The sequence below is a fragment of the Verrucomicrobiia bacterium genome (assembly GCA_035629175.1).
Taxonomy (GTDB): Bacteria; Verrucomicrobiota; Verrucomicrobiia; order Limisphaerales; family DASXHY01; genus DASXHY01.
This window is the reverse complement of the sequence record DASPIL010000072.1, coordinates 19,864-44,357: the sequence shown is the minus strand read 5'-3', so window position 1 is coordinate 44,357 and position 24,494 is coordinate 19,864. Positions and strand designations below refer to the sequence as shown.

General features: G+C 57.7%; 22 protein-coding genes. 5 read left to right on the top strand and 17 right to left on the bottom strand.

The window, feature by feature from the left end; all coding sequences use genetic code 11:
- Positions 1–146: 146 nt before the first annotated feature.
- From VEH04_13190 to VEH04_13140, 11 genes are all read right to left on the bottom strand, one after another.
- Positions 147–1,067 carry a hypothetical protein gene (locus tag VEH04_13190; GenBank protein HYG23732.1) on the bottom strand — a complete coding sequence of 307 codons (921 nt, stop codon included), beginning with the start codon at positions 1,065–1,067 and terminating at the stop codon, positions 147–149.
- On the bottom strand, positions 1,064–1,885 hold the full coding sequence (locus VEH04_13185) for a type II secretion system protein (protein ID HYG23731.1): 822 nt from the start codon (positions 1,883–1,885) through the stop codon (positions 1,064–1,066). Before VEH04_13185 ends, VEH04_13190 begins: the two co-directional genes overlap by 4 nt.
- Positions 1,882–2,700, bottom strand: a complete 819-nt coding sequence (locus tag VEH04_13180; protein HYG23730.1) for a prepilin-type N-terminal cleavage/methylation domain-containing protein — start codon at positions 2,698–2,700, stop codon at positions 1,882–1,884. The genes VEH04_13185 and VEH04_13180 overlap by 4 nt, the downstream gene beginning before the upstream one ends.
- An 8-nt stretch (positions 2,701–2,708) precedes the next feature.
- Positions 2,709–3,467 carry a prepilin-type N-terminal cleavage/methylation domain-containing protein gene (locus VEH04_13175; GenBank protein HYG23729.1) on the bottom strand — a complete coding sequence of 253 codons (759 nt, stop codon included), beginning with the start codon at positions 3,465–3,467 and terminating at the stop codon, positions 2,709–2,711.
- 23 nt (positions 3,468–3,490) lie between these two features.
- Positions 3,491–4,132, bottom strand: coding sequence for a type II secretion system protein (locus tag VEH04_13170; protein HYG23728.1), 642 nt, complete (start codon positions 4,130–4,132; stop codon positions 3,491–3,493).
- Positions 4,133–4,139: 7 nt separating this feature from the next.
- Positions 4,140–4,415 carry a CopG family antitoxin gene (locus VEH04_13165; GenBank protein HYG23727.1) on the bottom strand — a complete coding sequence of 92 codons (276 nt, stop codon included), beginning with the start codon at positions 4,413–4,415 and terminating at the stop codon, positions 4,140–4,142.
- A 32-nt stretch (positions 4,416–4,447) separates the two neighbouring features.
- The gene (locus tag VEH04_13160; GenBank protein ID HYG23726.1) at positions 4,448–4,732 is read right to left on the bottom strand and encodes a hypothetical protein; all 285 of its coding nucleotides are present in this window, start codon (positions 4,730–4,732) and stop codon (positions 4,448–4,450) included.
- 225 nt (positions 4,733–4,957) lie between these two features.
- Positions 4,958–6,259: a type II secretion system F family protein gene (locus VEH04_13155; GenBank protein ID HYG23725.1), complete on the bottom strand. Its 1,302-nt coding sequence runs from the start codon at positions 6,257–6,259 to the stop codon at positions 4,958–4,960.
- Positions 6,260–6,269: 10 nt separating this feature from the next.
- The gene (locus tag VEH04_13150; protein HYG23724.1) at positions 6,270–7,979 is read right to left on the bottom strand and encodes an ATPase, T2SS/T4P/T4SS family; all 1,710 of its coding nucleotides are present in this window, start codon (positions 7,977–7,979) and stop codon (positions 6,270–6,272) included.
- 6 nt (positions 7,980–7,985) lie between these two features.
- Complete coding sequence (locus VEH04_13145) at positions 7,986–9,110, bottom strand: type IV pilus twitching motility protein PilT (protein ID HYG23723.1); 1,125 nt, start codon at positions 9,108–9,110, stop codon at positions 7,986–7,988.
- Between the two features lie 149 nt (positions 9,111–9,259).
- The gene (locus VEH04_13140) at positions 9,260–10,975 is read right to left on the bottom strand and encodes an ATPase, T2SS/T4P/T4SS family (protein ID HYG23722.1); all 1,716 of its coding nucleotides are present in this window, start codon (positions 10,973–10,975) and stop codon (positions 9,260–9,262) included.
- 257 nt (positions 10,976–11,232) lie between these two features.
- On the opposite strand from VEH04_13140, the gene VEH04_13135 reads away from it, so the two are divergent.
- Positions 11,233–11,454, top strand: a complete 222-nt coding sequence (locus VEH04_13135) for a DUF2835 domain-containing protein (GenBank protein ID HYG23721.1) — start codon at positions 11,233–11,235, stop codon at positions 11,452–11,454.
- Between the two features lie 97 nt (positions 11,455–11,551).
- Here the strand turns inward: VEH04_13135 and VEH04_13130 are convergent, their stop codons facing one another.
- Together VEH04_13130 and VEH04_13125 are read right to left on the bottom strand one after the other, a co-directional pair.
- Complete coding sequence (locus VEH04_13130; protein ID HYG23720.1) at positions 11,552–12,931, bottom strand: FAD-linked oxidase C-terminal domain-containing protein; 1,380 nt, start codon at positions 12,929–12,931, stop codon at positions 11,552–11,554.
- A gap of 196 nt (positions 12,932–13,127) precedes the next feature.
- Positions 13,128–13,373 (bottom strand): hypothetical protein, encoded by a 246-nt coding sequence (locus tag VEH04_13125; protein ID HYG23719.1) that lies wholly within the window; start codon positions 13,371–13,373, stop codon positions 13,128–13,130.
- A gap of 196 nt (positions 13,374–13,569) precedes the next feature.
- Here VEH04_13125 and VEH04_13120 point away from each other — a divergent pair, with 196 nt between their 5' ends.
- From VEH04_13120 to VEH04_13105, 4 genes are all read left to right on the top strand, one after another.
- A complete protein-coding gene (locus tag VEH04_13120) occupies positions 13,570–15,447 on the top strand; it encodes a phosphoenolpyruvate carboxykinase (GTP) (GenBank protein ID HYG23718.1) in 1,878 nt (625 codons plus the stop codon).
- A gap of 119 nt (positions 15,448–15,566) precedes the next feature.
- The gene (locus VEH04_13115) at positions 15,567–16,034 is read left to right on the top strand and encodes an EF-hand domain-containing protein (GenBank protein HYG23717.1); all 468 of its coding nucleotides are present in this window, start codon (positions 15,567–15,569) and stop codon (positions 16,032–16,034) included.
- Positions 16,035–16,135: 101 nt separating this feature from the next.
- Positions 16,136–16,594 carry a response regulator gene (locus VEH04_13110; GenBank protein HYG23716.1) on the top strand — a complete coding sequence of 153 codons (459 nt, stop codon included), beginning with the start codon at positions 16,136–16,138 and terminating at the stop codon, positions 16,592–16,594.
- Between the two features lie 90 nt (positions 16,595–16,684).
- Positions 16,685–17,821 carry a DUF748 domain-containing protein gene (locus tag VEH04_13105; GenBank protein HYG23715.1) on the top strand — a complete coding sequence of 379 codons (1,137 nt, stop codon included), beginning with the start codon at positions 16,685–16,687 and terminating at the stop codon, positions 17,819–17,821.
- An 84-nt stretch (positions 17,822–17,905) separates the two neighbouring features.
- On the opposite strand, the gene VEH04_13100 is transcribed toward VEH04_13105, so the two are convergent.
- From VEH04_13100 to VEH04_13085, 4 genes are all read right to left on the bottom strand, one after another.
- Entirely contained in the window at positions 17,906–18,499 is a 594-nt protein-coding gene (locus VEH04_13100) for a response regulator transcription factor (protein HYG23714.1), read from the bottom strand.
- A 243-nt stretch (positions 18,500–18,742) separates the two neighbouring features.
- On the bottom strand, positions 18,743–21,082 hold the full coding sequence (locus VEH04_13095; protein HYG23713.1) for a heavy metal translocating P-type ATPase: 2,340 nt from the start codon (positions 21,080–21,082) through the stop codon (positions 18,743–18,745).
- A 346-nt stretch (positions 21,083–21,428) separates the two neighbouring features.
- Positions 21,429–23,015: an FGGY-family carbohydrate kinase gene (locus tag VEH04_13090; GenBank protein ID HYG23712.1), complete on the bottom strand. Its 1,587-nt coding sequence runs from the start codon at positions 23,013–23,015 to the stop codon at positions 21,429–21,431.
- A 260-nt stretch (positions 23,016–23,275) separates the two neighbouring features.
- A complete protein-coding gene (locus tag VEH04_13085) occupies positions 23,276–24,493 on the bottom strand; it encodes an MlaD family protein (GenBank protein HYG23711.1) in 1,218 nt (405 codons plus the stop codon).
- Position 24,494 lies beyond the last annotated feature (1 nt).

Here is a 24,494-nt window from a genome sequence, read left to right as displayed (position 1 = left end):
CAGGAACGTGATCACCGAGAGCATGATCAGGGTGACAATCAACGCGATGCCATTCTGCGTCGGTGACCGACGCGGCAATTCAACACTGAGCGGGCGAAAAGGCCGGGCCGATGGGGCCGAATGTCTCCAAAATTTCAGATGCAATTTCATTGATAGGCGGGCAGGTCTACCCGGCGAATGGACACGCGTTGCCGAAACAGATGCACATTGCCGACAAAATTGGTGCGATACGACTGCAGCTTAAGGGCGTGTGTCGGCGCCGCTTGGTAGCGCTCATAGGATTGGTTCTCAAGAATCCCAATCTCCAGTTCCACGAACGCAGGCAACGTATTCGACGACATGCGGTAATCGTAAATGTGAGGCAGGATCAGCGAGTTTGTCGCCGACCACGCAACCAAACGGCTGCTGTAGTTCGTTCCCAGGGTGTTCAATTCCGGCACTGACACGATTTCCATCCCATTCGTGTCGAAGGCTCGAACCCTGAAATGCACGACACCGTCGAGAACCTTCGCAACGTTTGTCAGAACCCCGTTCCCCCGCGCCTGATTGAAGCCGTGCCACATGGAAAACGGATTGAAGCTGAACTGGAACGAACTGTTGTTGGTTTGGTATCGATAGAGTGTTCCTACGGGCCCAAATGAACCCTGGATCCTCGCATTCGTCCGCACAAAATAGCCGATCCCAGACCACGTCTGGTTTTCGCGAATTACAAAAAACAGATCCGACATCAGGTTCGTCCGCATGCTGTAGCCTGGAAGCGCCTGCCAGCCGGTATTGTCCACATGCATCAGCTGCGTATAAAAGCCTGGAGTTGCGGAGTTGGTCTTGAGCGGCGGAGTCATCTGCTCGAGCTCGCGCACGATCAAGTCTGTCGCGACCCGCCCTGCCTCCAGCACATCGGTCTGGTTCATGCCCAGGCGAAAGGCCCGCTGCGTCTGGCTGAACATTGCGACCAATCCCAGCACGATCACGGACATGAGCGTGACCGCAATCATGATTTCAACGAGCGTGAACGCCGCGCGCGCAATGGATCGGTGACCCGCTCGTAATGACGGAAGCTTGTTCATTGCACCTGGACGAACTTGGAGGGTTCGAAGAAAAAGACGGGATGGGAGGGTGTGTTAGTATCCATCCTTCGGAAGATGGAACCTGCAACCATCTGCCTGAAGTTCTGACGTCCATTCCCAATTCCCGTTGGAAGCGCCGGCCAGCGGAACAGCAGCCGAACATCAGTGGAATTGTTCAACTGCAGATTGTGCAGGTAAAGCGTTGCGTTGTTGGTGTCGCCAAGAAAAGCGGGAACATACGGTGCGTTTTCAACCACCATGCGATACGTGAACGCCGAGTCGAGCACATCGACATTCCGTTGCGGCGCTTTTTCGACGATGGCGCCGCTCATGGAGCGCACATATGCGACAACGTAATTGCTCGTGAAAAGCCCGACGCGCGACGGCCCATTGACGGGCCAGAATTTGGGCGTGCTGAGGACTCCGATGATCCGGTATCCGTTCGTCAGGCGAAAACTATCGTTCGGCACGCCTGCCGGAAAAGTCACCTTCGATTGCGCATAGCTGTAGGAATTCTCATTTCCAGCATTGCGAACAATCGTGCCGTCCGTCCGAACTTCGTATTCGGTCCAGTAGTTCGTAATGGCAACCACGTAGTTGGTAAGATCATCAAATCCATACGCGCCATTGCGCAACGCATCGAGCCAGACACCGGCGTCCTGGTTGACGATCGTTTGCTGGCGGTTGTCCTTCTGCACATTCATGCCAGTGGGCAGCACGCCGATGATGGCGACCAGCGCAAAGCCGACGATCGCCAGGCACAAGGCGATTTCCACCATGGTGAACGCGTGAGACCGCGAGGAAGTCCGGATCTTCATTGAATCTCCCTTCGTTCCAGATGCCCGCGGCCGGTCAGCCAGTCAATCCGAACGACATGATATCCGATTCGACTGTTGTTGGGCGGTTGTTCCTGCACGCTCACCTGATTTTCGTTCGGGCCCAGGATCACCAGTTGCTTTGTTTTGGGATCGCGCGGATACGCCACGCTTCCCGCAGCCAGCGGAATCAGTTCCGCCTCCTCGTTTTGAGGCCGAGTAATCAGCCGTCCCTGATGGTCGAAACCGATGCAGGGAAGAAAAATGGAAGGCGCCGTCGCGGTTGGGAACGGAACCTCGACCCGCTCAAACCCGTAAATCCTATAATCCTCGCCCTTCGCCGGATCGCTGATGGTGAAAAATTGCGGAACTTCCGACCGATACCGGAACTTCTCAGGCAGAATGAAAACGCCGTCTGGGAGTTGCTCCCACGCGCCATGGTAGTATGGCCGCCCTTGTCCCGGCTGGTCGCCCGCACTGCGGAAGGACACAAACGTAAAGCCAGTGAGTTGACGATCAACCAGGTTGGTCAACGCGATTCGTTGCTGGTCGTCCAATGCCAGCCAATGCGGTTCTGTGATCAGGCCCACGAAATTCGTCGGCAGGAACACCATGTAAACATCCGTCCGCTGCGTCAAAGCCATCTGTCGCGCCCGTGCAGCGCCGCCCAGTAATTGGCTCGTTGCCGCTGCCATCGCATCGCCCTTGCGAAAAGTCTGCAGGCTCGGGGCAACAATGGCGGCAAGAATTCCGATGATCGCAATGACAACCAGCAGCTCGATCAGCGAGAATCCCGCAATGGAACGGCGCAAATTCATAGATGTTCCTATTGCCAGCTCAGCACGTTATCGCGGTTTGGAACCGCATTCGCCTTCGCTGCGGGACCATACTTCCCGTCAGGCCCCTTCGACCAGACCATCACCCTGCCGTTGTACTTGAACTCGTCCCCGGTCTCGCCTGGCGCACGGAACAACCCAAAGAAACCCGTGTCCCCGCTGCTCATCGACACACCTTGCTGGCAATAGAGCGAGTCGCGGACTTTATCGTCCATGTTGAGGTCGACTGAAATCACGTAGGGATTGCCCCATGGATCGCGATAGACGAGGTCGGGACCCACGCCCGCATTGGCCACATTGTCAGTCATCTTTGGGGAGATGAACTTGATTTGCTGCACGTTCTTTACATGCCCCGCGTTCAATGTGGGACCGCCCGTGTTGGGGAATTTTTCGTAATCCATCAGGATCGACATCAACTCAGAATTGGTGCGTTCGTAGCGCGGGTTGCCGGGATTTAAAACCTGTCCGCCATAGGTGATGTCGTCCTGCCGCCCGTCGCCGTACACAATCAACTTGGAGACATCCGCAGGAACGGGCGAACGGCTGTAGGTGTTGTAATATTGCTCGACTCCCGAGACGATCATGGCCATCTCGCTCTTCGCCCGATTGATCATTGCCTTCTCCTTCATCTTGGCAAGCGCAGGCAGGAGCATTGCGGCCAGGATGCCAATGATGGCAATGACAACGAGCAGTTCAATAAGCGTGAACGCCTTCCGCGGGAAGGGTGATCGAGCAGCAGTTGTGTTCATAATGGGAAGCAGGTTTGAACGTGTCAGCGGGCAACATTCCAATTGGCAACGCGATTGGTTTTTCCGCCAGCGACCACATCCACCCAAAGGTCGTAGGTCCGCGGGCTGTTTGTCGGATTGGACGAATTATATCGCCAGATGAGGGTGTCATCCGCGCTGCATGCCAGGAGTCTCACGTTGCTGTTGGAAACCACCTGCGCGGGCTTCAAATTCTTGAGAAACGACTCGATGGCCGGACGATCGTCAGTGGCGCCAGTGGATGCCGAACTGTTGATGAGGCCGGGAACCGCGAAGGCAGACACGACGGCATTCGTTCCAATGGTGTAACTGCCATCCAGGCTTCGATAGGCCGTCCCGTTATTCACCACCTGCATTCCGATCAGTTCGTAATAAAGAGGCGTCATCACGGGGCCGCGCAGCGGGCTGTCGGGCGGATAGACGCCATATTTGCCCTTATAGGCATCGATCGCTGACATGATTTGCGTGATCTCAGCGCGGGCTGTGGACATCGCCTTCGCACGTGCGAACGCCGGCATCGCGGTAAAGAGAAGGCCCGCGAGAACCGCGATGATCGCTATCACTACGAGCAATTCGATGAGTGTGAACGCCAGAATAGACCGCCGAGGCGCCGGGACAGATTTGGGGTTCAGGTTTTCGCGTTTCATAGGCAGGTTACTTTTCACGAAGTTCATCTTCCATCCGCTCGCTCAACCATTGCTTGATCATGCTCTGATAATTCAAATACCGCGACCGGGCCAGCCGCTTGATTCTCGCCAGCATTCTCGGATCGATCCGCAGGGTGATCGTGACGGATTCCGAGGATTCCGTGTTGCCAGCCAGCGCAGATTCCATGAGCCGCAGGTCGGGCTTATTTTCCGACCAGAAGTCCGCCTCGGCAGATTCGCTGTCGAAGATCGGCACATCTTCCCAATGGGCGAACGCTCGCATCGCAATCGTTTTCGGGCCAAAAACCGCATTGTTTACGCAAGGGTCTGATCCATCTTGCGCTGATAGAACACCCGTTCTTCCGGCTGGAACGTCCGCGCATAGAGAACACGAATGCGCTTTCCGTTCGTTCGATAAACGCTGAACACCCCCACCCCCCCAGCAGACATCCCCAAGTTAAAAAATCGCGCCTGAACTGCGAATCGCGGCGAATCAGGCAGCAGCTTCAAGGCAAACGGGTCCTCAAAAGACTCCTCGATTTCTCTTTCCGTCAAAGAACCATCCAAATCGAAAGGCACATTGGTCCAGTCAAACTCCATATCGAGCTGATCTGTAAGTCAATTGCCCATGCAATGTATTTACGTTGTATTTACGCACGGCTGGATTGTTTGTCAATAAGTTGTTGGGCCGAACGCGTCGCGTGTAGCTGAAACTGCGAGTCCGCCCGTGTCGCGGATCTCCCTTCCTATGGTGGAGGTTCACCCCTGCCGACAAGGAACCCGGGGATGCAGCAGGTTTGGGAAACCTGTATTAGCTACTCGCTGCTAATCCCCGCCAGCGCCGCCGCCGAGGTTGTTCATCAGATCGATCAGCGGAAGGAACATCGCAATGACGATGCTGCCCACCACGACAGCAAGAAAAACGATCATGATCGGTTCCAGCAACGAAGTCATGGCAGCGACTGCATTGTCGACCTCGTCATCGAAATTGTCCGCGATCTTCAGCAACATTTCCGGCAAGGCACCCGTTTGCTCACCGACGTCCACCATCGAAATCACCATCGGCGGAAAAACCCCGGATGCCTCAAGCGGCGCTGTGATCGTTTCGCCTTCCTTTACGCTGTCATGAACAGAAGCCACTGCGTTCGCGATGATGACGTTCCCGGACGTTTCCTTGACGATCGTCAGCGCCTGCAGAATCGGCACGCCGCTCGAAACCAGGGTTCCAAGCGTGCGGGTGAATCGCGATATGGAAATCTTGGTCACCACGGGACCGATGACCGGCATCTTCAGCTTGAACTTGTCGAAGACCTTCCGGCCGAACTTGGTCTTGATAAAGAGAACAAAGAGGATGACCGCGACGATCACACTGATCGAAGTGACAATGAAATGGTTTCGAATCGTGTCGCTGATGCCGAGGACGAGCAAGGTGAAGCCTGGCAGCGGACGGCCTTCGCCGAGGCCCGCGAACACTTCCTTGAACTTGGGAATGACGATCACCGTCAGGATGCCGAGAATCACTGTCGCGACAATCAGCACCGCGACCGGATAAAACATCGCGGCCTTGACCTTGCCCTTGATCTTCTGGGCTTTTTCCATGAACTCGGAAAGGCGGGCAAGCACGACTTCGAGCACACCGCCCAGTTCGCCGGCTTTCACCATGTTCACGAACAAACGGTTAAAAACTTTGGGATGCTGAGCCAGGCCTTCGGAAAATGTACTGCCGCCCTCGATCGACAGGGCGAGCTCGGCAATGATCTTTTTCAGGGTTGGATTACGCTCCTGCTTCTCAAGCACCCGCAATCCGCGCAGCAGCGGAAGACCAGCGTCCACCAGCGTCGCCAACTGGCGCGTGAAGGTTGTCAGGACTTTGGTTTTCACCCGGCCGCCGAGGCCCGGGATGCTGATGTTGATCTGGCCCTTTTTGCCTTTCGGCTTTGCGCCGCGCGCCCCGGCCTTGGCCTTCTCAACCTTCTTGTCCTTCGTCTTGTCGATCTCGACAATCTTCGTGGGGAACAGGCCCATCTCCTTCACGCGGCTGATTGCCTCGTTCTGGCTGGTGACTTCGAGGGTGCCCTTGGTCTCCTTCCCCCGCTGATCCATTGCGACGTAATTGAATTTCGGCATAAGCCTCTCCTTAGGTGTATTTCACGACTTCCTCGATGGTGGTGTCACCGTCGAAAATTCCCCGCAATCCGTCCTCTCGCAGGGTAACCATTCCCAGTTCCACCGCCTTTTGCCGCATAACAACCGTCGGCGCGCGTTCGTTGATCAACATGCGAATCGCGTCGTTTACGACAAGCAACTCGTAGATGCCCTTTCGGCCCTTGTAACCCGTGTCATTGCAATTGGAACAGCCGCGCCCGTAATAGAACACCTTGTCACCCAGGTCGTGCGGAGACAGGTTCAGCATGGCCAGCTGGTTTTCCGTCGGCTCAAAAGGTGTGCGGCATTGCTTGCAAATGGTTCTCACCAGGCGCTGCCCCAAAACACCCATGAGCGTCGAAGATATCAGGAACGGTTCAACACCCATGTCCACAAGACGCGTCACCGCGCCAGGTGAATCGTTCGTGTGCAGCGTGCTCAGGACCAGGTGACCCGTAAGAGATGCCTGGATGGAAATCTGCGCAGTTTCGATATCGCGCATTTCACCCACCATGATGATGTCCGGGTCCTGGCGCAGGAACGATCGCAACGCCTTGCTGAACGTCATTCCGGCAGCGTCATTGATCGCTACCTGCATGATCCCTTCAATGTCATACTCGACGGGATCCTCGGCTGTCAGCAGCTTCGAATCGATGGTGTTGACCCGGCGAAGGCAGGAATAAAGCGTCGTCGTCTTGCCACAGCCCGTCGGCCCGGTAACGACGAAAATGCCGTTCGGCCGCAGGATCGCCTCCGTGATGTAATCGTAGACGTACTTCGGAAACCCGAGCGATTCGAGTTCCATGTTGACGGCTGAACGATCCAGCACGCGCAACACCACCGATTCACCAAAGGCGGTTGGCAAGGTGGAAACGCGCAAGTCGATCTGCCGGTTTCCAAGCGTGAACTTGATGCGTCCATCCTGCGGGAGCCGCCGTTCAGAAATGTTCAGGCTCGCCATCACCTTGATACGCGAGACAACCGGCAGGGCGAGATGTTTCGGAGGCGGGGCCATTTCGTACAGCGCCCCATCCACGCGATATCGAATCCGAAATTCGGATTCAAACGGCTCAAAGTGAATGTCACTCGCGCGATCTTTCACCGCCTGCATTAACACCAGATTAACGAAACGCACGATCGGCGCCGCGTCCGCAAGATCGGCAACCGTTGCAATGTCATCGCTGGCTTCGATTTGTTCGACCTCCCTCGCAATCCCTTCATCTGCCCCAAGTTCCTTCAGGATTTCTGAAACACTGTCGGTGTCGTCCTGGCCGTAGTGGCGATCGATCACCTTGGCAATTTCCGCTGGATTTGCGATCGCCGGCTGCACGTCCCGCTTAACAATGAAGCCCACTTCATCGACACGGCCGGGATTCAGCGGATCCTCGAAAGCCACTTGGAGCGCATTTCCGACTGTTCCCACCGGAACGCAGCGGTACATCCGGGCGGTGTTGGGCGGAATAGCCTTGAGGAGGTCGGGAGAGAAATTGACGTTCTTCAGGTCCACCACCGGCGCGCCCATGTAATGACTGATGGTCTCGAGAATGGCATCGATATCCATGATGCCGAAGTCCTGAAGAATCTGCCCGACGGGGGTGCCAGCGCGCTTGTGTTCGGCCGCCACTTCCTCGTATTGCAGGTCGTCAATGAGACCCTGTTCTTTGATGAGCGACAGCAGTGGATTTGAGATTTCTTCCGACATAGTGAATTACGTCTTGGGCTGCTGCTGCTTGCCGCTCGAATCCACCCCGACAGCTTGCGCCAGTTCCAGCTCCTGCAGTTTCGCCTGGATTGTGATTGGATCCTGCGACTTTGTGATGACTTCCTCCCGTGCAATCATCCCCTGCAAATACTTTTCAACGAGGAACGAATCCAGCGTCACCATGCCGTACTTGGCCCCCGTCTGGATGTCCGATTGGATGCGGAACGTCTTGTTGTCACGAATCAGCGCCGCGATCGACGGGGTGTTGATCATAATCTCAAAAACCGCCACGCGGCCCGGCTTGTCAACCCGGGGAATGAGCAATTGTGAAATCACCGCCTGCAGCACGGTCGAGAGCTGGATCCGAATTGTTTCCTGCTGGTTTGTTGGAAACGCATTGACCAGGCGGTCAATTGTCTTGGCAGCGCCAGTCGTGTGCAGCGTGCCGAAAACCAAGTGGCCCGTTTCGGCCGCGGTGATCGCCGCCTCAATTGTTTCCAGGTCGCGCATTTCGCCGACCAGCACCATATCCGGATCCTGGCGCAAGGCGCGCCGCAGCGCTTCTGCAAAGCTCGGAACATCCACATGCACCTCGCGCTGCGTCACGAGCGCTTTCTTGTGCTTGTGGTAATACTCAATCGGGTCTTCGATCGTGATCAGATGCACCTCGTCGCGCTCTTCATTCACGAGGTTCAGGAGCGATGCGAGGGTGGTCGTTTTGCCGGAACCCGTCGGCCCCGTGACCAGGATCAATCCGCGCGGCTTGTACAACAATTCCTTCACCGACGGCGGAATGCCGATTTGCTCAATCGTCAGGAGCTTGCTCGGAATCTGCCGCAGGACCATTCCGAAATTTCCCTTCTCCTTGAACACACTGACGCGGAAACGGGCCGCTTCACCGAACGCGAATGCGAAGTCTGCGCCGCCTTTTTCGCGCACGTGCTGGATGTGATCCTCGGAAGACATGCTGCGCATCAGCTCTTCAGCATCGTCGGACGAGAGCGCAGGGCCTTCCACGCGGTGCAGAATGCCGTGAACCCGGATCGTTGGCGGGGTTCCGACGCGGATGTGGAGGTCGGAGGCTCCCTCTGACACCACCAACTGCAACAGATCAGACATCGAATAGGACATGAATTCTAAGCCTTAACTCGTTTTAAACAGGTTTTCTGAAATTGGACAGGGCACAGTCCGTTCCGTTTTGCAATCCCAGCCGGGTGTGCCGCATCGAAGCCCGCCGCAGTATTGAACGCCCTGACGCTTCACGACTCCACCTCGATACGTCAATCCACGTCTCCAACCGTTGCACGAATGACCTCTTCCGGAGTCGTCAAACCCGCAACCACCTTGCGAATGCCGTCTTCGCGGAGTGTGCGCATTCCCATCTCGCGAGCGCGTGTGCGCAGGACCGACGAAGGCACCTTCTCGTAGATGAGTTTTCGCGCCTCGTCGTCCACCAGGAAGATTTCGAAAATGCCGAAGCGGCCGCGGCAGCCCGTGCCTGAGCAATTGGAGCAGCCCTTGCCCTTCATGAATGTGGCATTCTTGATCGATTCCGCATCCAAACCGAGCGAACGCAATTCAGCTTCGGTCGGCATGCTCGGGGCAGCACATTGCTTGCAAACCTTTCGCACCAACCGCTGCGCCATCAGCGCGCGCGTCGAGGAGGCGACAAGAAACGGCTTCACGCCAATGTCAATCAAGCGCGTCACGGCGCTCGGCGCATCGTTCGTGTGCAAGGTCGAGAACACCAGGTGACCGGTCAGCGATGCGTTGATCGCAATGGACGCCGTTTCAAGGTCGCGAATTTCACCGATCATCACCACGTTCGGCGCCTGGCGCAGAATCGAACGCAACGCCATCGCGAACGTCAACCCCACCGTCTCATTCACCTGCACCTGGTTGATGCCGGCCAGGATGTATTCCACAGGGTCCTCGACCGTGATGATCTTTCGGTCGGGACGATTGATGAAATTCAGGCAGGAATAAAGTGTCGTCGTCTTCCCGGAACCCGTCGGGCCCGTGACCAGCAGAATGCCGTCAGGAAGTCCAATCAAGCGTTCGAACGTCTGCTGATCGTCCGTAAAGAATCCGAGCTCAGGCAACCCCAGCTTCAAACCTTCCTTGTCCAGAATACGCATGACGATGCTCTCGCCATGATTAGTTGGCAGGCAGGAAACGCGCAAATCGATTGTCTTCGCACCCACCTGCGTCTGGATGCGGCCGTCCTGCGGGATGCGATGCTCGGCAATCGACATGTTCGACTGAATCTTCAACCGCGCAATGATCGCCGCTTGCAGCCGCTTCGGCGGAGCTTTCATTTCCTGCAGGACGCCGTCGATCCGATAGCGCAAACGGAAAGTCTTTGCCAGGGGTTCCAGGTGAATGTCGGAAGCCCGAAGCTTGAACGCCTCGACAATCAATTGATTCACCAACTTGATCAACGGGGCGTCAGCCTCAACAACCTTTCCGTCGTCAGCGCCCGGCAGCGACGCCTCAACGTGTTCTTCAGTCAGCCGCTGAATGACTTCCTGAAATCGGCTGTCCTGCTCCATCGCCTTTCGATCGCCGCCGTAATACTTGCTCAGCGCGTTCTCGATGTCTTCTTCGGAGGCGACCTGGTGAATAATCTCCGCGTGCAGCAAATGCCCGAGGCTGTCGATGGTATCCAGGTCCGAAGGATCCGCGAGCGCAACCGTCAGGGTGTTGTCATGCTTGAAGACGGGAACAACGCGATACTTGCGCGCGATATGGCGGGGGACCATTGCAATGACGTCATCCTCGATTTTGATTTCCCCGAGGTTGACCACTTCCGCGCCGAAATGCGCGGCTTTGGCCTGGGTGACATCAGCTGGCCGGACAAGCTTGTTGGCCAGCATCAAATCGACAACACCGACTCCGGCAGATTGGGCTTCAGTTTGGAGTGCGGTGACCTGCTGGGGGCTCACAAACCCGAGATCAACCAGCATGTCCACTAGATAATCGTCTTTTTCAGCCACGGCTTTGGTTCAGCACTTCACGATGGTCGTGGAATGGTTCGCACAGAGTATCGGCCAAAACTCCAATGTCAATGGTTAGACCTTGAGTGACGAGCCAGCGGCCGGCCCAAAAACAATGTCGGCTGCTGCGCAATTGCAATCGTCCTTGTTTTTCCTTTCGTGCTGAAAAAACATCGGCGCGTGCTACGCCATGGCGTCCCGTTGGAGATTAAGCGAAACGAAAACGGCTGAAGCTTCCGGGCGCGCAATGTACCCCCATGCATCGCTACGAATTCGAACTGAGCATCTCGCCTGATGAGTTTCTCGAGTACTATCGTGGAGGAGTTCGCCATGCAGTCGGCGTGAGTCGATCCGGCCAGCGCGTGCAATTCCCGGCCTCGCTTCTCCAACGCTTTATAACCCCGGACGGCATTCGCGGAACGTTCGTGCTCACATGCGATGAGAACCACAAAAATCCGCGACTTGAAAAGCTTCATTGATTCACGACGGAGTGTGCCTGTTTCCGCCACAGCAACGTGCGAACCCAAAACGTTCGACCTTGTTCCGACCGCGCCCCCACCACCAAACAAATACGCCCTAAAACATCTTCCCTGGATTCAAAATGCCGTTCGGATCCATTGCCCGCCGGAATTCCTGCATGACACGCATCTGGGCGTCACCCGCGAACTGGCGAAGAAACCTCTTTTTCGCAACGCCGATTCCGTGTTCGCCCGTGATCGTTCCCCCCAAACGGATCGCTTCCGCAAACAATTCCTGGAACGCTTCCTCGACGCGATGCATTTCATCGGAGTTTCGCTCATCAATGAGGAACGTCGGATGCAGGTTGCCATCTCCCATGTGCCCGAACGTTCCGACCCGCAGCTGATGCTTGCGCGCTGTGGCCTCGACGAATCGAACCATTTTAGCCAGCTCGCTGCGCGGAACTGTGACGTCTTCGAGAATGGTCGTTGGCGCGACCCGGGCGAGGGCTGAGAACGCGCTGCGGCGTGCGGTTGCAAGCTGCGCGGCATCGGCATCATCGGTCGCGATCCGAATTTCCAGCGCACCGTTTGAGCGTGCAATGGATTCCATTTGCGCCGCTTCGCCGGCCACGGCTGCGGGATGGCCGTCGGATTCCATCAGCAACAGAGCGCCGCAATCCCGCGGCAGTCCGATCTTCGCGTATTCCTCCACACATTGGATGGTAGTGCGATCGAGAAACTCGAGTGTGCATGGAATAATTGGCTCAGCGATGATATCGGAAACGGTCTGGGCGGCGTGGTCCATTTGAGCGAAGGTAACGAGCAGCGTCTTCTTCGCCGCGGGCCGGGGAATCAATTTCAAGAGCACCTTGGTGATCACACCGAGCGTACCTTCCGAGCCAATGAACAGATCACGCAGTGAGTAACCCGCAACGTCTTTGACGCACTTGTTTCCGGTCCACATTATTTCGCCGTTGGGCAGCACCACTTCGAGTCCCATGACGTAATTCCGCGTGACACCGTATTTCAATCCGCGCAACCCGCCTGAATTTTCGGCCACGTTCCCGCCGATGGTTGAGATCTTCATCGATCCCGGATCGGGTGGATAAAACAAACCTGCGTGTTCGGCTGCATTGGCCACCTGCAACGTCGTGACGCCCGCTTCAACCAGCAGCGTCAGATTGGCGGTATCGAGCTCGAGGATCCGATCCATGCGGACGAGGCACAACACAAGGCAATCCGGAGACGGCAGGCTTCCACCGCTGAGGCCGGTGCCCGAACCCCGTGTGACGACGGGCAGGCGTGCTGCGTTCGCATGCCTCAGGACCGCACTGATCTGCTCGGTGGTGCGAACAAACGCAACGCATCCCGGCATCTGCTTGAGCGCAGCGGTTCCATCGAACGAATACGGGATGAGATCCTCTGGCTCGGTGAGCACATTTTCGGTGCCGAGAAGTTCCCGGAGAGCGTTTAGCGAACTGGGCGCGAGTGCCATTCGCGCGAAGAATGGGCAAGGCGTCCAGTGTGTCAAGGCTGCTCGCCCGCCGGCATAAATCCGTACCTCGAATAATCCTGATGAACATGGACTGCAACGACTAAAGGATCCTACGAAAATTCCTGCTGCGGATCTGCCTGCATTGCATTCACTCGTGGCTATCCCACTTCTTCATTGCCTCTTCCGGGTTAAACAGTCACGAGATCGGCTGATCCGACTTTTGCAGCAAGGCGAGCTCCCTAAAGTAATTGATGCGATACAACCGTTTGAGGAACGGTTCAGGTCCATTCTGAAACGTTTCCAGGCATAAAGGACTGCAGAGTTCCAGCATCGCGTTCCCCCGTTTCAACTTTGCGAAGCCGCCGCCGCCCTCCAGATTCTTGCCGCAAACCACGCAGGCCGGAACGGCGTTCATGTAGCCTATCGTATCCTCAATGTTCATTTCGAATGCAGATCCACCACCGAGCCCCCAGTCTCCCGGGCCAGCGCATGTTGCCCCGCTTCAGAACTAAACCCCTGATTCACAATAGAATCCCTCCGAATATTGCAAACCTCCGAACGTTTTTTGGTTCGGCTCGCGGAGGTGTGTGGCATAGTTTCGACGGGCGCCATCCAGGGACACGGGTCTGAGAACACTTATGAGCCACTCGATTCGAGATTCCGTTTACCATCGCAAACTTCTGTCATGGATCAATGAAATGACCGCGCTCTGCACACCCGATGATGTCGTGTGGTGCAGCGGCTCGACGGAGGAGCACAATGCTTTGTGTGAATCGCTCGTGCGGACGGGAAGTTTTGTGCGCCTCGATCCCGCGAAGCGCCCCAGATCCTATCTGGTGCGCTCGCATCCCAGTGATGTGGCGCGATTGGAAGACCGCACTTTCATCTGCACAGCCGAATCGGAATCAGCAGGGCCAACGAATCGCTGGGCGGACCCCGCCGCGATGCGACTCAAACTCCTTGAGCTCTTCAAAGGGTCCATGCGCGGCCGGAAAATGTACATTGTTCCATTTGCGATGGGACCGTTGGATTCTCCGCTGTGCAAGGTCGGCGTTCAATTGACGGATTCGCCCTATGTGGTCGCAAGCACATACATCATGGCGCGGATGGGCACGGCTGTGCTGCAGAAACTCGGAAGTCATGGACCGTTCGTGCCCTGCCTGCACTCGGTGGGTGCGCCGCTTTTGCCAGGCGCAACCGACACACCCTGGCCGTGCGAACCGGATCCCCAACGCAAATACATCGCGCACTTTCCAGAGGAACCATCCGTGTGGTCCTACGGTTCCGGTTATGGCGGCAATGCGTTGCTTGGGAAAAAGTGCCTGGCGTTGCGCATCGCATCCTTCATGGCGCGCCATGAAGGGTGGCTCGCCGAACACATGTTGATCCTTGGCCTGACATCCCCCAACGGACGGAAGCATTACATTGCGGCTGCATTTCCGAGCGCCTGCGGGAAGACCAACCTCGCCATGATGGAACCCTCGTTGCCCGGCTGGAAAGTGACGACCGTCGGCGATGACATCGCGTGGATGCGCATTGGCTGCGATGGCAGATTGTATGCGGTGAATCCGGAAATTGGATTTTTTGGAGTCGCTCCAGGCACGTCCGCCCGATCCAATCCCCATGCTCTTGCTGCATGCCGTCAGAATACGATTTTCACCAACGTCGTTCAAACGGCAGACAACGACGTTTGGTGGGAAGACATGGGCACTCCCGCACCCTCCGCCGGGATTGATTGGCAGGGTGATCTGTGGTCGCCAACGTGCGGACGCAAGGGCGCCCATCCGAACTCCAGGTTTACGGCGCCCGCGGCGCAGTGTCCCGTCATTGACCCCGATTGGCAAAAGCCGGAAGGCGTTCCAATCTCCGCGATCCTGTTTGGCGGCCGTCGCGCGAGGACCATCCCCCTGGTTTGCGAAGCACTCAATTGGGAGCACGGCGTGTTTTTGGGTTCCACGTGCGGATCCGAAACCACAGCCGCGGCTGCAGGGAAAACGGGGGTCGTGCGGCGGGATCCATTCGCGATGCTCCCATTTTGCGGCTATCACATGGGGGATTATTTCGCGCACTGGCTGTCGTTTCCAAATCGCACCTCGCGCACCGCCCTTCCGAAGATTTTCTTTGTGAACTGGTTTCGAAAAGATGCCGAAGGCCAGTGGCTCTGGCCCGGCTATGGCGAAAACAGCCGCGTGCTCGAATGGATCTGCCGCCGCATTGAAGGCAGCGCTGAAGCGGAACTCACTCCGATGGGCCGCATTCCTGCCGAAGGCGATCTGAATCTCTCTGGGCTGAAAATTTCCCATTCACATATTCGCGAGTTACTCGCGGTCGATACAGCGGGCTGGCAACGGGAAGTGGCGTCGATCAGCGCGTTCTACGATTCACTGGGCGATCGGCTGCCGGAAGGTCTGCGCGATCAATTATCCGATCTGGCACATCGTCTTGGCATAAGCGGAGCCGCGGTCTCTCGCGAGGGAATCGTTTCCCGTCCCACCGCCTCTTCATCTTCAATTTGAGCCACGAACATTGCGCGGAAGGTCTCCGCGCGAACAACGCTGGTCGCGCGTGATCCGGCGGTCCGTTTTTTCTTTTCGCCTTCACATTAGCTTAAGGTGGAGGCGCGTAGAGTGGCGTCATGAAAACCGAAAGCCACGTAACGCTGTTCAATGCCGGGTCACGACTGACCCGCGCAGCGCTATGGCTGGAGGTCGCAACACATATGAAACTCCATACTACAATCGTAATGGCCGCGCTCGCCCTCGCCGCAACCGCAACCCCATTGCTCGCGCAGGACGAGCCGGGCAATGGACCTCGTCCGCGGCAAGGCGGGCCAGACGGTGGCCCCCGCCCTCCCATGCCTATCATCGCCGTCCTTGATGCCAACCACGATGGAACGATCGACGCCAGCGAAATTGACAACGCGCCTGCAGCGTTGCGATCGCTGGACAAGAACGGCGACGGCAGCCTGACGCGCCAGGAACTTCGCCCACCGCGTCCGGAAGGAGCCGGCCGCCCCGATGGAGAACGCCCCCGTCGCGAAGGCCGGCCGGGTGGTCCGCGCCCTGGCAATCGCCCCCCGCAAACTGACGCCCGGAATCGCTAAGATGCCAGTGCGCCGGGAACCCTCCCGGCGCACGCACGGCTTCGAATGGTAGGGATATCCCTCCCTTCACAAATGTGATTTTTCATCCACGATGCGACCAAGTGAATAAAGCAGTGTCCGAGAACGATTGGGAGACACAAGGCAGCCATTCCAAATGGATTGTCGTCGACGATAACCGCGGCATCCTTCAAGTGATCTCCACGATGATGGAATTGCTGACGGACGCTGAGATCTTGTGTTTCGAATCCGCAGAAGATGCGCTCAAGGCTTTCGAAATCCAGCCCGAGGAGGTCTCGCTTGTCATTACCGATCTAGAAATGCCAGGCATGAACGGCTTGGAATTGTGCCACGCCATCCGCGCCATTCGCCGGGACGCAAAGGTCGTCTTGATGACGGGTAATCATACTGCGATGGACACCGCGTCGGCGCGGCTGATCGGCTTTGCAGCCCTCCTGTATAAACCGTTCCTTCCGGTCGACCTCCGCAATCTGCTCGACAGCGTTGGCGTCCTGAACGGGCATTCTTCGAATTGCGAGCAAAGCTACGCCCGGCCGCGTTGATTCGTCCGCTTTGCAGCCCGGGAGGTTCATCGGCAACTTGTCGGCGATCACCCCATAGCTCCCGTCCTGCCTTTCCCGAATGTTTCCGCCATGGCGCAGACAGCAGGAGCGAAGGTGAAATCCCGGTGGCATTCCATCGCAGTCTGGCTGCGGTGGACGATTGTCTCCCTGGTTGTATTGATCGTCGCCGCACGCCTCGCTTTGCCGCATGTGGTGAAGCGTTATGTCAACCAGCAGCTGAACACGATTCCCGAATACCGCGGCAGCGTCGCAGACATCGACATGCAACTGATCCGCGGTGCTTACAAAATCAAGGGGCTCAAGCTAGAGAAAGTTGAAGGTCAGGTCCCCGTTCCCTTTTTGAGCATTCCCGAAGTTGATCTTTCAGTCCAATGGAAGGAACTTTTTCACGGGTCGCTTGTCGGCGAAGTGGAACTGCATCGACCCCAGCTCAACTTCGTAAATGGTCCCTCGGAAACAGAGCAACAAACGGGCGTCGGCGAGGAAGGCAAGCGCAGCCTCGAAAGTTTATTTCCGTTTAACCTCAATCGTTTTCAGGTCAACAACGGCGACATCCGTTTCCGGGATTTTCATCGCGAACCCAAGGTCGATATCTACATAACCAACCTGTACGCCACGGCCACGAACCTCACGAACTCCCGTGAAGTGAAGGATCGCCTCCCGGCGGGCGTGGTCGCGCGCGGAAAAACCATCGGCGATGGCGAGTTCGATCTCGTCCTGCGACTGAACCCGTTGGAGAAGCAGCCCACGTTCGAGCTCGCGGCCGGGGTCACAAACGTGAACCTGGTTGCGCTGAACGATTTCATGCGCGCCTACGGAAAGTTCGACGTCCAAAGCGGCACGTTCCAGCTCTTCACCGAGGTTGCCGCCGCCGACGGCCGTTACGAAGGCTATGTGAAACCGTTCTTCCAGGACCTCGACATCTTCGATTGGGACAAGGAGCGCAAGAAGAACGTGCTGCAGAAATTCTGGCAGGCAATCGTTGCCGGAGTCGGCGCTCTGTTTAAAAACCAGCCTGAAAATCAACTCGCAACGCGAATCCCCCTGCAGGGGAACTTCGAGAAAACGGACATCGATGTCTGGGCAACAATCGGCGGGATTCTGCGCAACGCATTTGTTCGCGCGCTCCTGCCCAAGGTCGACGAAACCATCGGCGTCGAAGAGGTCGAATCCAGGACGGATGCCAGCGGGAACAAGGATCCCTGAGGTTTCCTCAAAGTTGATCGCGCGTTCTAACCAGATTCAGCCCTGAAGGTGAAAATCCGCCGGCAAATTCCACCGTCCCGCCGCTCACCTTGCAAACACCGCAAGCCAGCCACGAACGCATTGGAAGCCGCGCACGAGACGGTTGCTCCGGCATTTATGCTTCGGGATTGCGCGGTGCACCGTTGGCGAACCGTCACGGTGTTCAATCGCTTCAGTTTTGACGGCGGCATGCGCATGGATGGCAGATGCCTCGAGCGGAAATGTCATCGCCGATCGCACCCGTTCAGCGATCTCCTGGACAGAGTAGCTCTTCAATAAAAAGTCCGTGGCACCATCGTGCAGAGTCTGGGCACGCGCTTCCTCATTGCCAAATGTGGTCAACATCAGGACACGTGTCGCCGGAGCGAGTTCACGAATCGGCGCCACTGCCGCCACCCCGCCCATGCCTGGCATGCGCACATCCAACAGAATCACGTCGGGTCCGTGACCTGATCCGAGGGCTTCCAATACCGACTCCGCATCAGGGAACTGCCGTTCACATTTGAACCCGCTCTCGTCCTCGAGCAACGCGGCCAATAGCACGCGAAAGTTTTCGCTGTCGTCCACGAGCCAAACTCGAAGGCTACGGGCGCCATCCGCATTCATCGCGTCCGACCCTCCGTTCGAGGGCGTCCCCATTCTGTTCCTGTAGTTTCCTGACATGCGGCATCCCTTCGCACGGTGCATGCCATTCGCACCTTCTCACGTGAAAACACCCGATTGAGCCACGTCGGCGAGGCATTTAGTTGCAAGCGACTGGGATCGCGGCGGGAACAGTTTGGCGGATTTTACACTGTTTGAATGAAATCCTGCAATGCGCGCAAACAAAGGCTGAAAGGCACTAAACGAATGGGTGATTTCCTCGGCATCAACAACAGCCGCTTAGGCTTCGTCCTTCAGGTGGTTGGCGCCAAACAGGAGCCGCAAGCTGTTCATGACTACAATCACGGTGCTGCCTTCGTGGCCGATGACCCCGAGCGTCAGCGGAATTTTTCCGATGATGGCGAATACCACGAGCACTGCGACTGTCCCGAGCGACACCACGAGGTTTTGGCGGATGATCGCACGCGCGCGCTGGCTGAGGCGAAAAGCGGCGAGAAAATTTTCCAGCCGGTCATGCATCAGCACCACGTCAGCCTGCTCCAGCGCGGCATCCGATCCGCGCGCGCCCATGGCAACGCCGATGAACGCCGCAGCCAGGCTCGGGGCATCGTTCACGCCATCGCCCACCATTGCCACCTTCCGCCCTTCTTCCGTGAGACCCTGGATGGCGCCGACCTTCTGCTCGGGTGTCAATTCAGCCCGCACGTCGTCCAACTGCAGTTCAGTTTTCAAATGACTGGCGGTGGCCTGCCGGTCACCTGTCAGCACGACAGTCCGCAACCCTTCTTTCTTCAACTGCTGCATGACCGCACGCGCCTGAGGCCGGACGTCATCGCGCAGAATGATTCTTCCAAGCAGCGTTCCCGCTGCCGCCCAGATTTCCGAAAAACCTGGGGCGCTTGCAGCGGGTTGTTCCGGGGCGCTACCAGGGTCACTTTGACTTAACACCCAATCGCGCCGTCCGAGCAGGCACAGGTTTTCTGCATGACGCGCCCGCAGTCCCTGTCCCGTAACCGACGCGAACTCCTTCAGGTCCAGCGGCGCGAGTTGCTGCTGCTTGCCGTAACGGGTGATGGCGCGGGCGAGTGGATGCGTGGAAAGACGTTCCAGCGAGAATGCGAGCCGCGCGACTTCGCCTTCATTCCCCGCCGGGAAACTCTCTACCTTCTCCACGCGCAACTCCCCCGTGGTCAACGTTCCCGTCTTATCCAAAGCGACCACGTCAACGCTCGCCAGCTTCTCAACGGCGGCGCCCCCGCGAAACAAAATCCCCTGACGCGCGCCCCACGCAATCGCGGCGAGCACCGCTGAAGGAATCGAGAGCACGAGCGCGCAGGGCGACGCCACGACCAGCAACGTCATGGTGCGATAGAAGGCACTGCGGGTTTCTCCAGCGGAAGTGAACGGTTCGAGTCCCAATGCCAGCCACCAAACGAAAAACATCACGACGGAAAGGCCGAGCGCGAAGTACGTATAATAGGTGCTGAACTTGTCCGTGAATTGTTGCGCGGGCGCTTTCTGGTGCTGCGCTTCACGAATCAATCGAATGATCTTCTGCAGCGCACTCTGGGCGGCGGGCTTCTGCACGATGACTTCCACCGCACCCCAAAGGTTCATCGTGCCCGCCAGCACGGCGTCGCCCACCGCTTTGTCGACCGGAATTGCTTCGCCCGTGAGATTCGATTCATCGGCCGCGGTGTTGCCGCGCGTAATTTCAGCGTCGACGGGGAACTGGGAGCCTGGTTTGACGAGAAGGCGCATCCCGACTTGCAGCGACTCGACTGGCACCTCCGACTCGGTTCCATTTCGCTCAATCACGAGGGCCGTTTTCGGAGCGTCACGGAACAGCGAACGGATCTCCTTCTGCGTGCGGCCCAGGGCGAAATGCTCCAGCGCGCCTGAGAGCGAAAACAAAAACAGCAGCGTTGCGCCTTCGCCCCACGCTCCAATGCTGGCGCTGCCCGCGGCGACAGCAAGCATGAGGAAATGGACGTCGATGGCGCGCTGACGCAACCGCTCCCAGACTTCCTCCGCTGGAAACCACGCGCCCGCCAGGTAGCTCAGCAGGAAAACCGGAACCCGCCAGGCGGCAGGCACGACATAGGCCGCCAGCAGCCCGAGCACGCCGCACGCGGCTGCCAGCGCAAGTTGCGCCTTCCATTCGTTGATGTGGTGTTCGGCGTGTTCCTCATCCTCAACAAATTCAACATCACGTTGAACGACCTTCGGCCACGGGATATCGCGCCATCGCCAGAACTTCGGAGCCGTGGGACAGGTGACGCGCGATATCGTCGTTTGATCTCCATGATGCTCAATGGAAATACGGCGCTGTTGTTCCTCCGAAAGCGGCGCGCCGCACGTGGCACACTTCCCCTCGCCTTCGATCAACATGCAATGATGTTCCCGGCTTGATTCATATGCCCGTTGAATGGTGTCCGAGACGGTGCCCGTGACGCGGGGTTCGTCGGTCCTGCCAAGCGTGGCGACCGAGATCTTCTGGCGGGCGCGGTCGATCGTGACCGCCTCGAGGGTTGGCTCTTCACCCATGGCCTGCGCGACAGAACGTGCCAGGCAGTTCCCGTTTTCCGGCGGCACTGGCGGTTCGTTCGTTTGGCTCATATTGGCATGCGCAACATATACCGGTTTGACACCGATAGAAACCTGTTTGCACAAGGTGTGCACTGAAAACTATCGCGATCCGGAACAACTCCATTCCACGAAACAGAGTTCGAAAAGCCCCTCGTCTGCGACGCAGGAGCGGGAGAGGGGCCGGGGGAGAGGGTTTCCAAATTCAAACACTCCTCCTCTCCCCAGCCCTCTCCTCTGCTCCGAGTGGAAGAGAGGGAGTTGGATGAAGTCTGCACAGGTAATTACGAGGGCGTTCGTCTCAGACTCCATCTTCCTCCGTTCGCCGGCGAAGGAGGACATCGATGGCCGCAAACCCGTTCCGCCCCACGCCCGCGCCTCAACACCTCGCGGTCTTCAGCGCGGCCGCTTCACACGCCGCGTACTTTTCAATCAGCTTGTCGTAAATCGCCACGGCTTTCGGTTGTGGCCGAATTTCGGATTTGGGGATGGGATCGGCAAAACCGCGGACAACTTCCTCCCATTTCGGCTTCTTGCCATTCGCGAGCAGCCAGCCGTGCGCCGCGCGAATCCCAGCGCCCAATGCCGCGCTTTTTGAAACTTCAATTCGTACGACCGGGCAATTCATCACATCGGCCATCACCTGCAGCAAAGGAATGTTCGTGGACGCGCCGCCCGTCGCGTAAATGCATTCCGGCTTCACCTTCATCCAGCGAGAATGCAATCGCATCGACATCATCTGCGCCTCCGCTATTGCCCGGCAATGTGCCGCCGCGTCCTTCTCGTTGAGATCAAAACGATGCAGCAGCGGCGTGTTTACCCGCGGCACGATCTCGGCCTCAAACCACGGCAGCAGGATCGCCCCGTTGTTGCCGACCGGAGTGGCGGCCAGCGCCTTGCCAAACGCCTCCCAGGTTTTGATGCCGTACAGCTCCCTCACCTTTTCGCGTGCAAGGGACCCGTTCTTGAAACAGATCAGCGTCATGTAATCCCCGTTTGGCGACCCGAATACATGCCCTTCCCCGTGCTCGTCCGTCCGGCAGCGTTTCATGGATCCAAAATACGTGTCGCTGGTTCCCAGGCTGATGGCCACCCTGCCCTCGCTCACAAGGCCCAAACCAATCACGCTGCAGGGATTGTCCCCGGACCAAACCTGCACCTGCGCTTCCGGATTCAATCCATACTTCCGCGTGAAGTAAGGACAGACGCGCCCGATCAACTGCGACGACGGCGCGAGCGGCGGCAGCTTCCTGCGCAGTCCCGGGGCTGTCGCCTTCAATGCATCCGCGTGCCAGGTCTTCGCGCGGATGTCCATGAGGTTCATGCCCGCGCCGTCCCCGTGGTCGATGGGCGCGATTTTTCCGGCGAGGATCGAAGCCATGAAGGAGCTGACGAGCGCGATGTGCGCGGTGTGGTGGTAGGCTTCGCGATCCTGTTTGTAGAACTTTCGAATCTGCGGGCCCGTGAATCGTTCAAAGGTGTCCGACCCTGTTTTCTGTGCCGTTGCCTTGATGCCCCCAAGCTTCGCGCGAACCTCAGCGCATTCTTCAGCCGTTGAGGAATCCATCCAGATTGGCGAGGTGCGTCGCGAAAAGACCCCGCGCAATCCTCCGACGAGGCTCCTGGCTTTGCCCAACTTGGCGAACGCTTCAGCGGCGCCAGCGTTCAGATACACCGAGCCGTGCTGCTGGCCGCTGCCGCTGATGGCGAGAACTTCGCCGAGCGCAACGCCATCCTTTTGCATCTGCGCAAACAGCATGTCCAGGGCCTCCGCCCACAGGAGCGGTGAACTGTGCTTCACGAGCGGATCACGATGCGGCAACACTCCGTTCTGCGTTCCGTAGTCCGGCAATGCGCTGTCGAAGTTGAGTGACTTTTCGTAAACCACTTTGCGCGTGTCGTAATCAATGATCACGGCGCTGAGGCTCTGCGTGCTGGAATCGATCCCAAGGAATAGCTTAGCCATAATTATAATGCCGCAATTTGGCGGCAAGGCGGCGAGAGTAAGGAGCCGCTCCCGAAAGTTCAAATCGTAAACCGCACTGCGCGCAGCGGCGTACCGCTATACAAAAACGCACCCGAGCCGGAGCGCCGACTTGCAGTCGGCTTACGACGATCGACAATGACCGCCCCAAACTTGAGAAATCCGGGACCACTGCTGTACAAGTCCGGCGCCTCCCGCAAAAAAAACCCTAAGCCGGCTGCAAGCCGGCGCCCTGTTGAACGTCAGCGCGCGGCATCCCGCGGGGAGAGAATCGGCCGCCGCGAACCTTTCTCCCGCTCCTCTTCTTCCCTGCCCTCCGCGTTCTCTTCCTTGAACGCCGATCGCAACAGCCAATGCCGCTTCAATCCCTGCACAAGATTGTCGGCATCCACGATGGCCTTGGAAATCTGGCTCACGATGTTCGTGTTTTGCTGGACCTGCGTGTTGAGATTGCTCGTGATGCCAGCCAAGCTGATCAGCGTCTCGTTCAGGCTGTGCGCCAGCATCGCCACATTCGTGTTCGCGCTGTTTAAAGTCGAACCCGCCTCGCCAAGCACGCTGTCCAGTTGCTGGTTGATATTCGTCGGCAGAAGCCATTCGCCAAGCGAGCCAGGCTTGTCGAGATTCGCCGTGATCAGCGCGAGGTTGCTCACCGCCGGTCGCGCCGCCACGGCAACGTCGCTCAGATGCGACATCAAAACCGCGGAATTGGAGAGCACCGCGGCGAGCTGGTTCGTCAGATTCAAAATGTTGGGCAATGCCTCCTCCACCTGGTTCGCAACGGCCTCCAGCCGCTCGTTCAACGCAGGCGATTCGTCAGGGTCAAGCCAGTACACAGATTCCAGGTTGGTGTAAAAGCGTGCGCGATTTGCCGCGACAACCTGTTTTAATTCGTATCCAACCAGCCATTCGAATCCCGCAGCATTCGTGCGTGCCATATCCGGGTTCGCGCTTCGCAATTGAACCGCCTTCTCCGCGCGCGCACTGCGGATCAAGTCAGATCGCAGCATCGCCACCGCCACTCGGTTGGTGTTCTCATCGATCGTGGGCACACCCGATGCGCCCTTGGTGATTTCCAGGAAACGATTTCCCAGAAAATCCGACGACACCTTCACGCGCGAATCGTCCCAGATGTAACCGTAGTCAGGCTTCAACACCTGGAAGTAGACCGTCATGCCATAGTAATCATCGGGCGCATTCGGCACGATGCGGGTGATTTCGCCAACGGATTTTCCCATGAGCATCACGCTGTTGCCCTCCTTCAAACCGGCGGCGTTGTTCAGACCGGTTTGATACTGGAACTTGGGCGTGAACCAGCCTTTGCGCGCGGCAATGTTATAGATGTAATAGCCGAAGCCGAAGACGAGGAGCGCGGTGGCTATGATCACAAACCACCCAACCGCGCGTTCCATCCGGCTGAGTCGGGTCCGAAGCTGCGGTGTCAGATCCTGTAGGGCCATA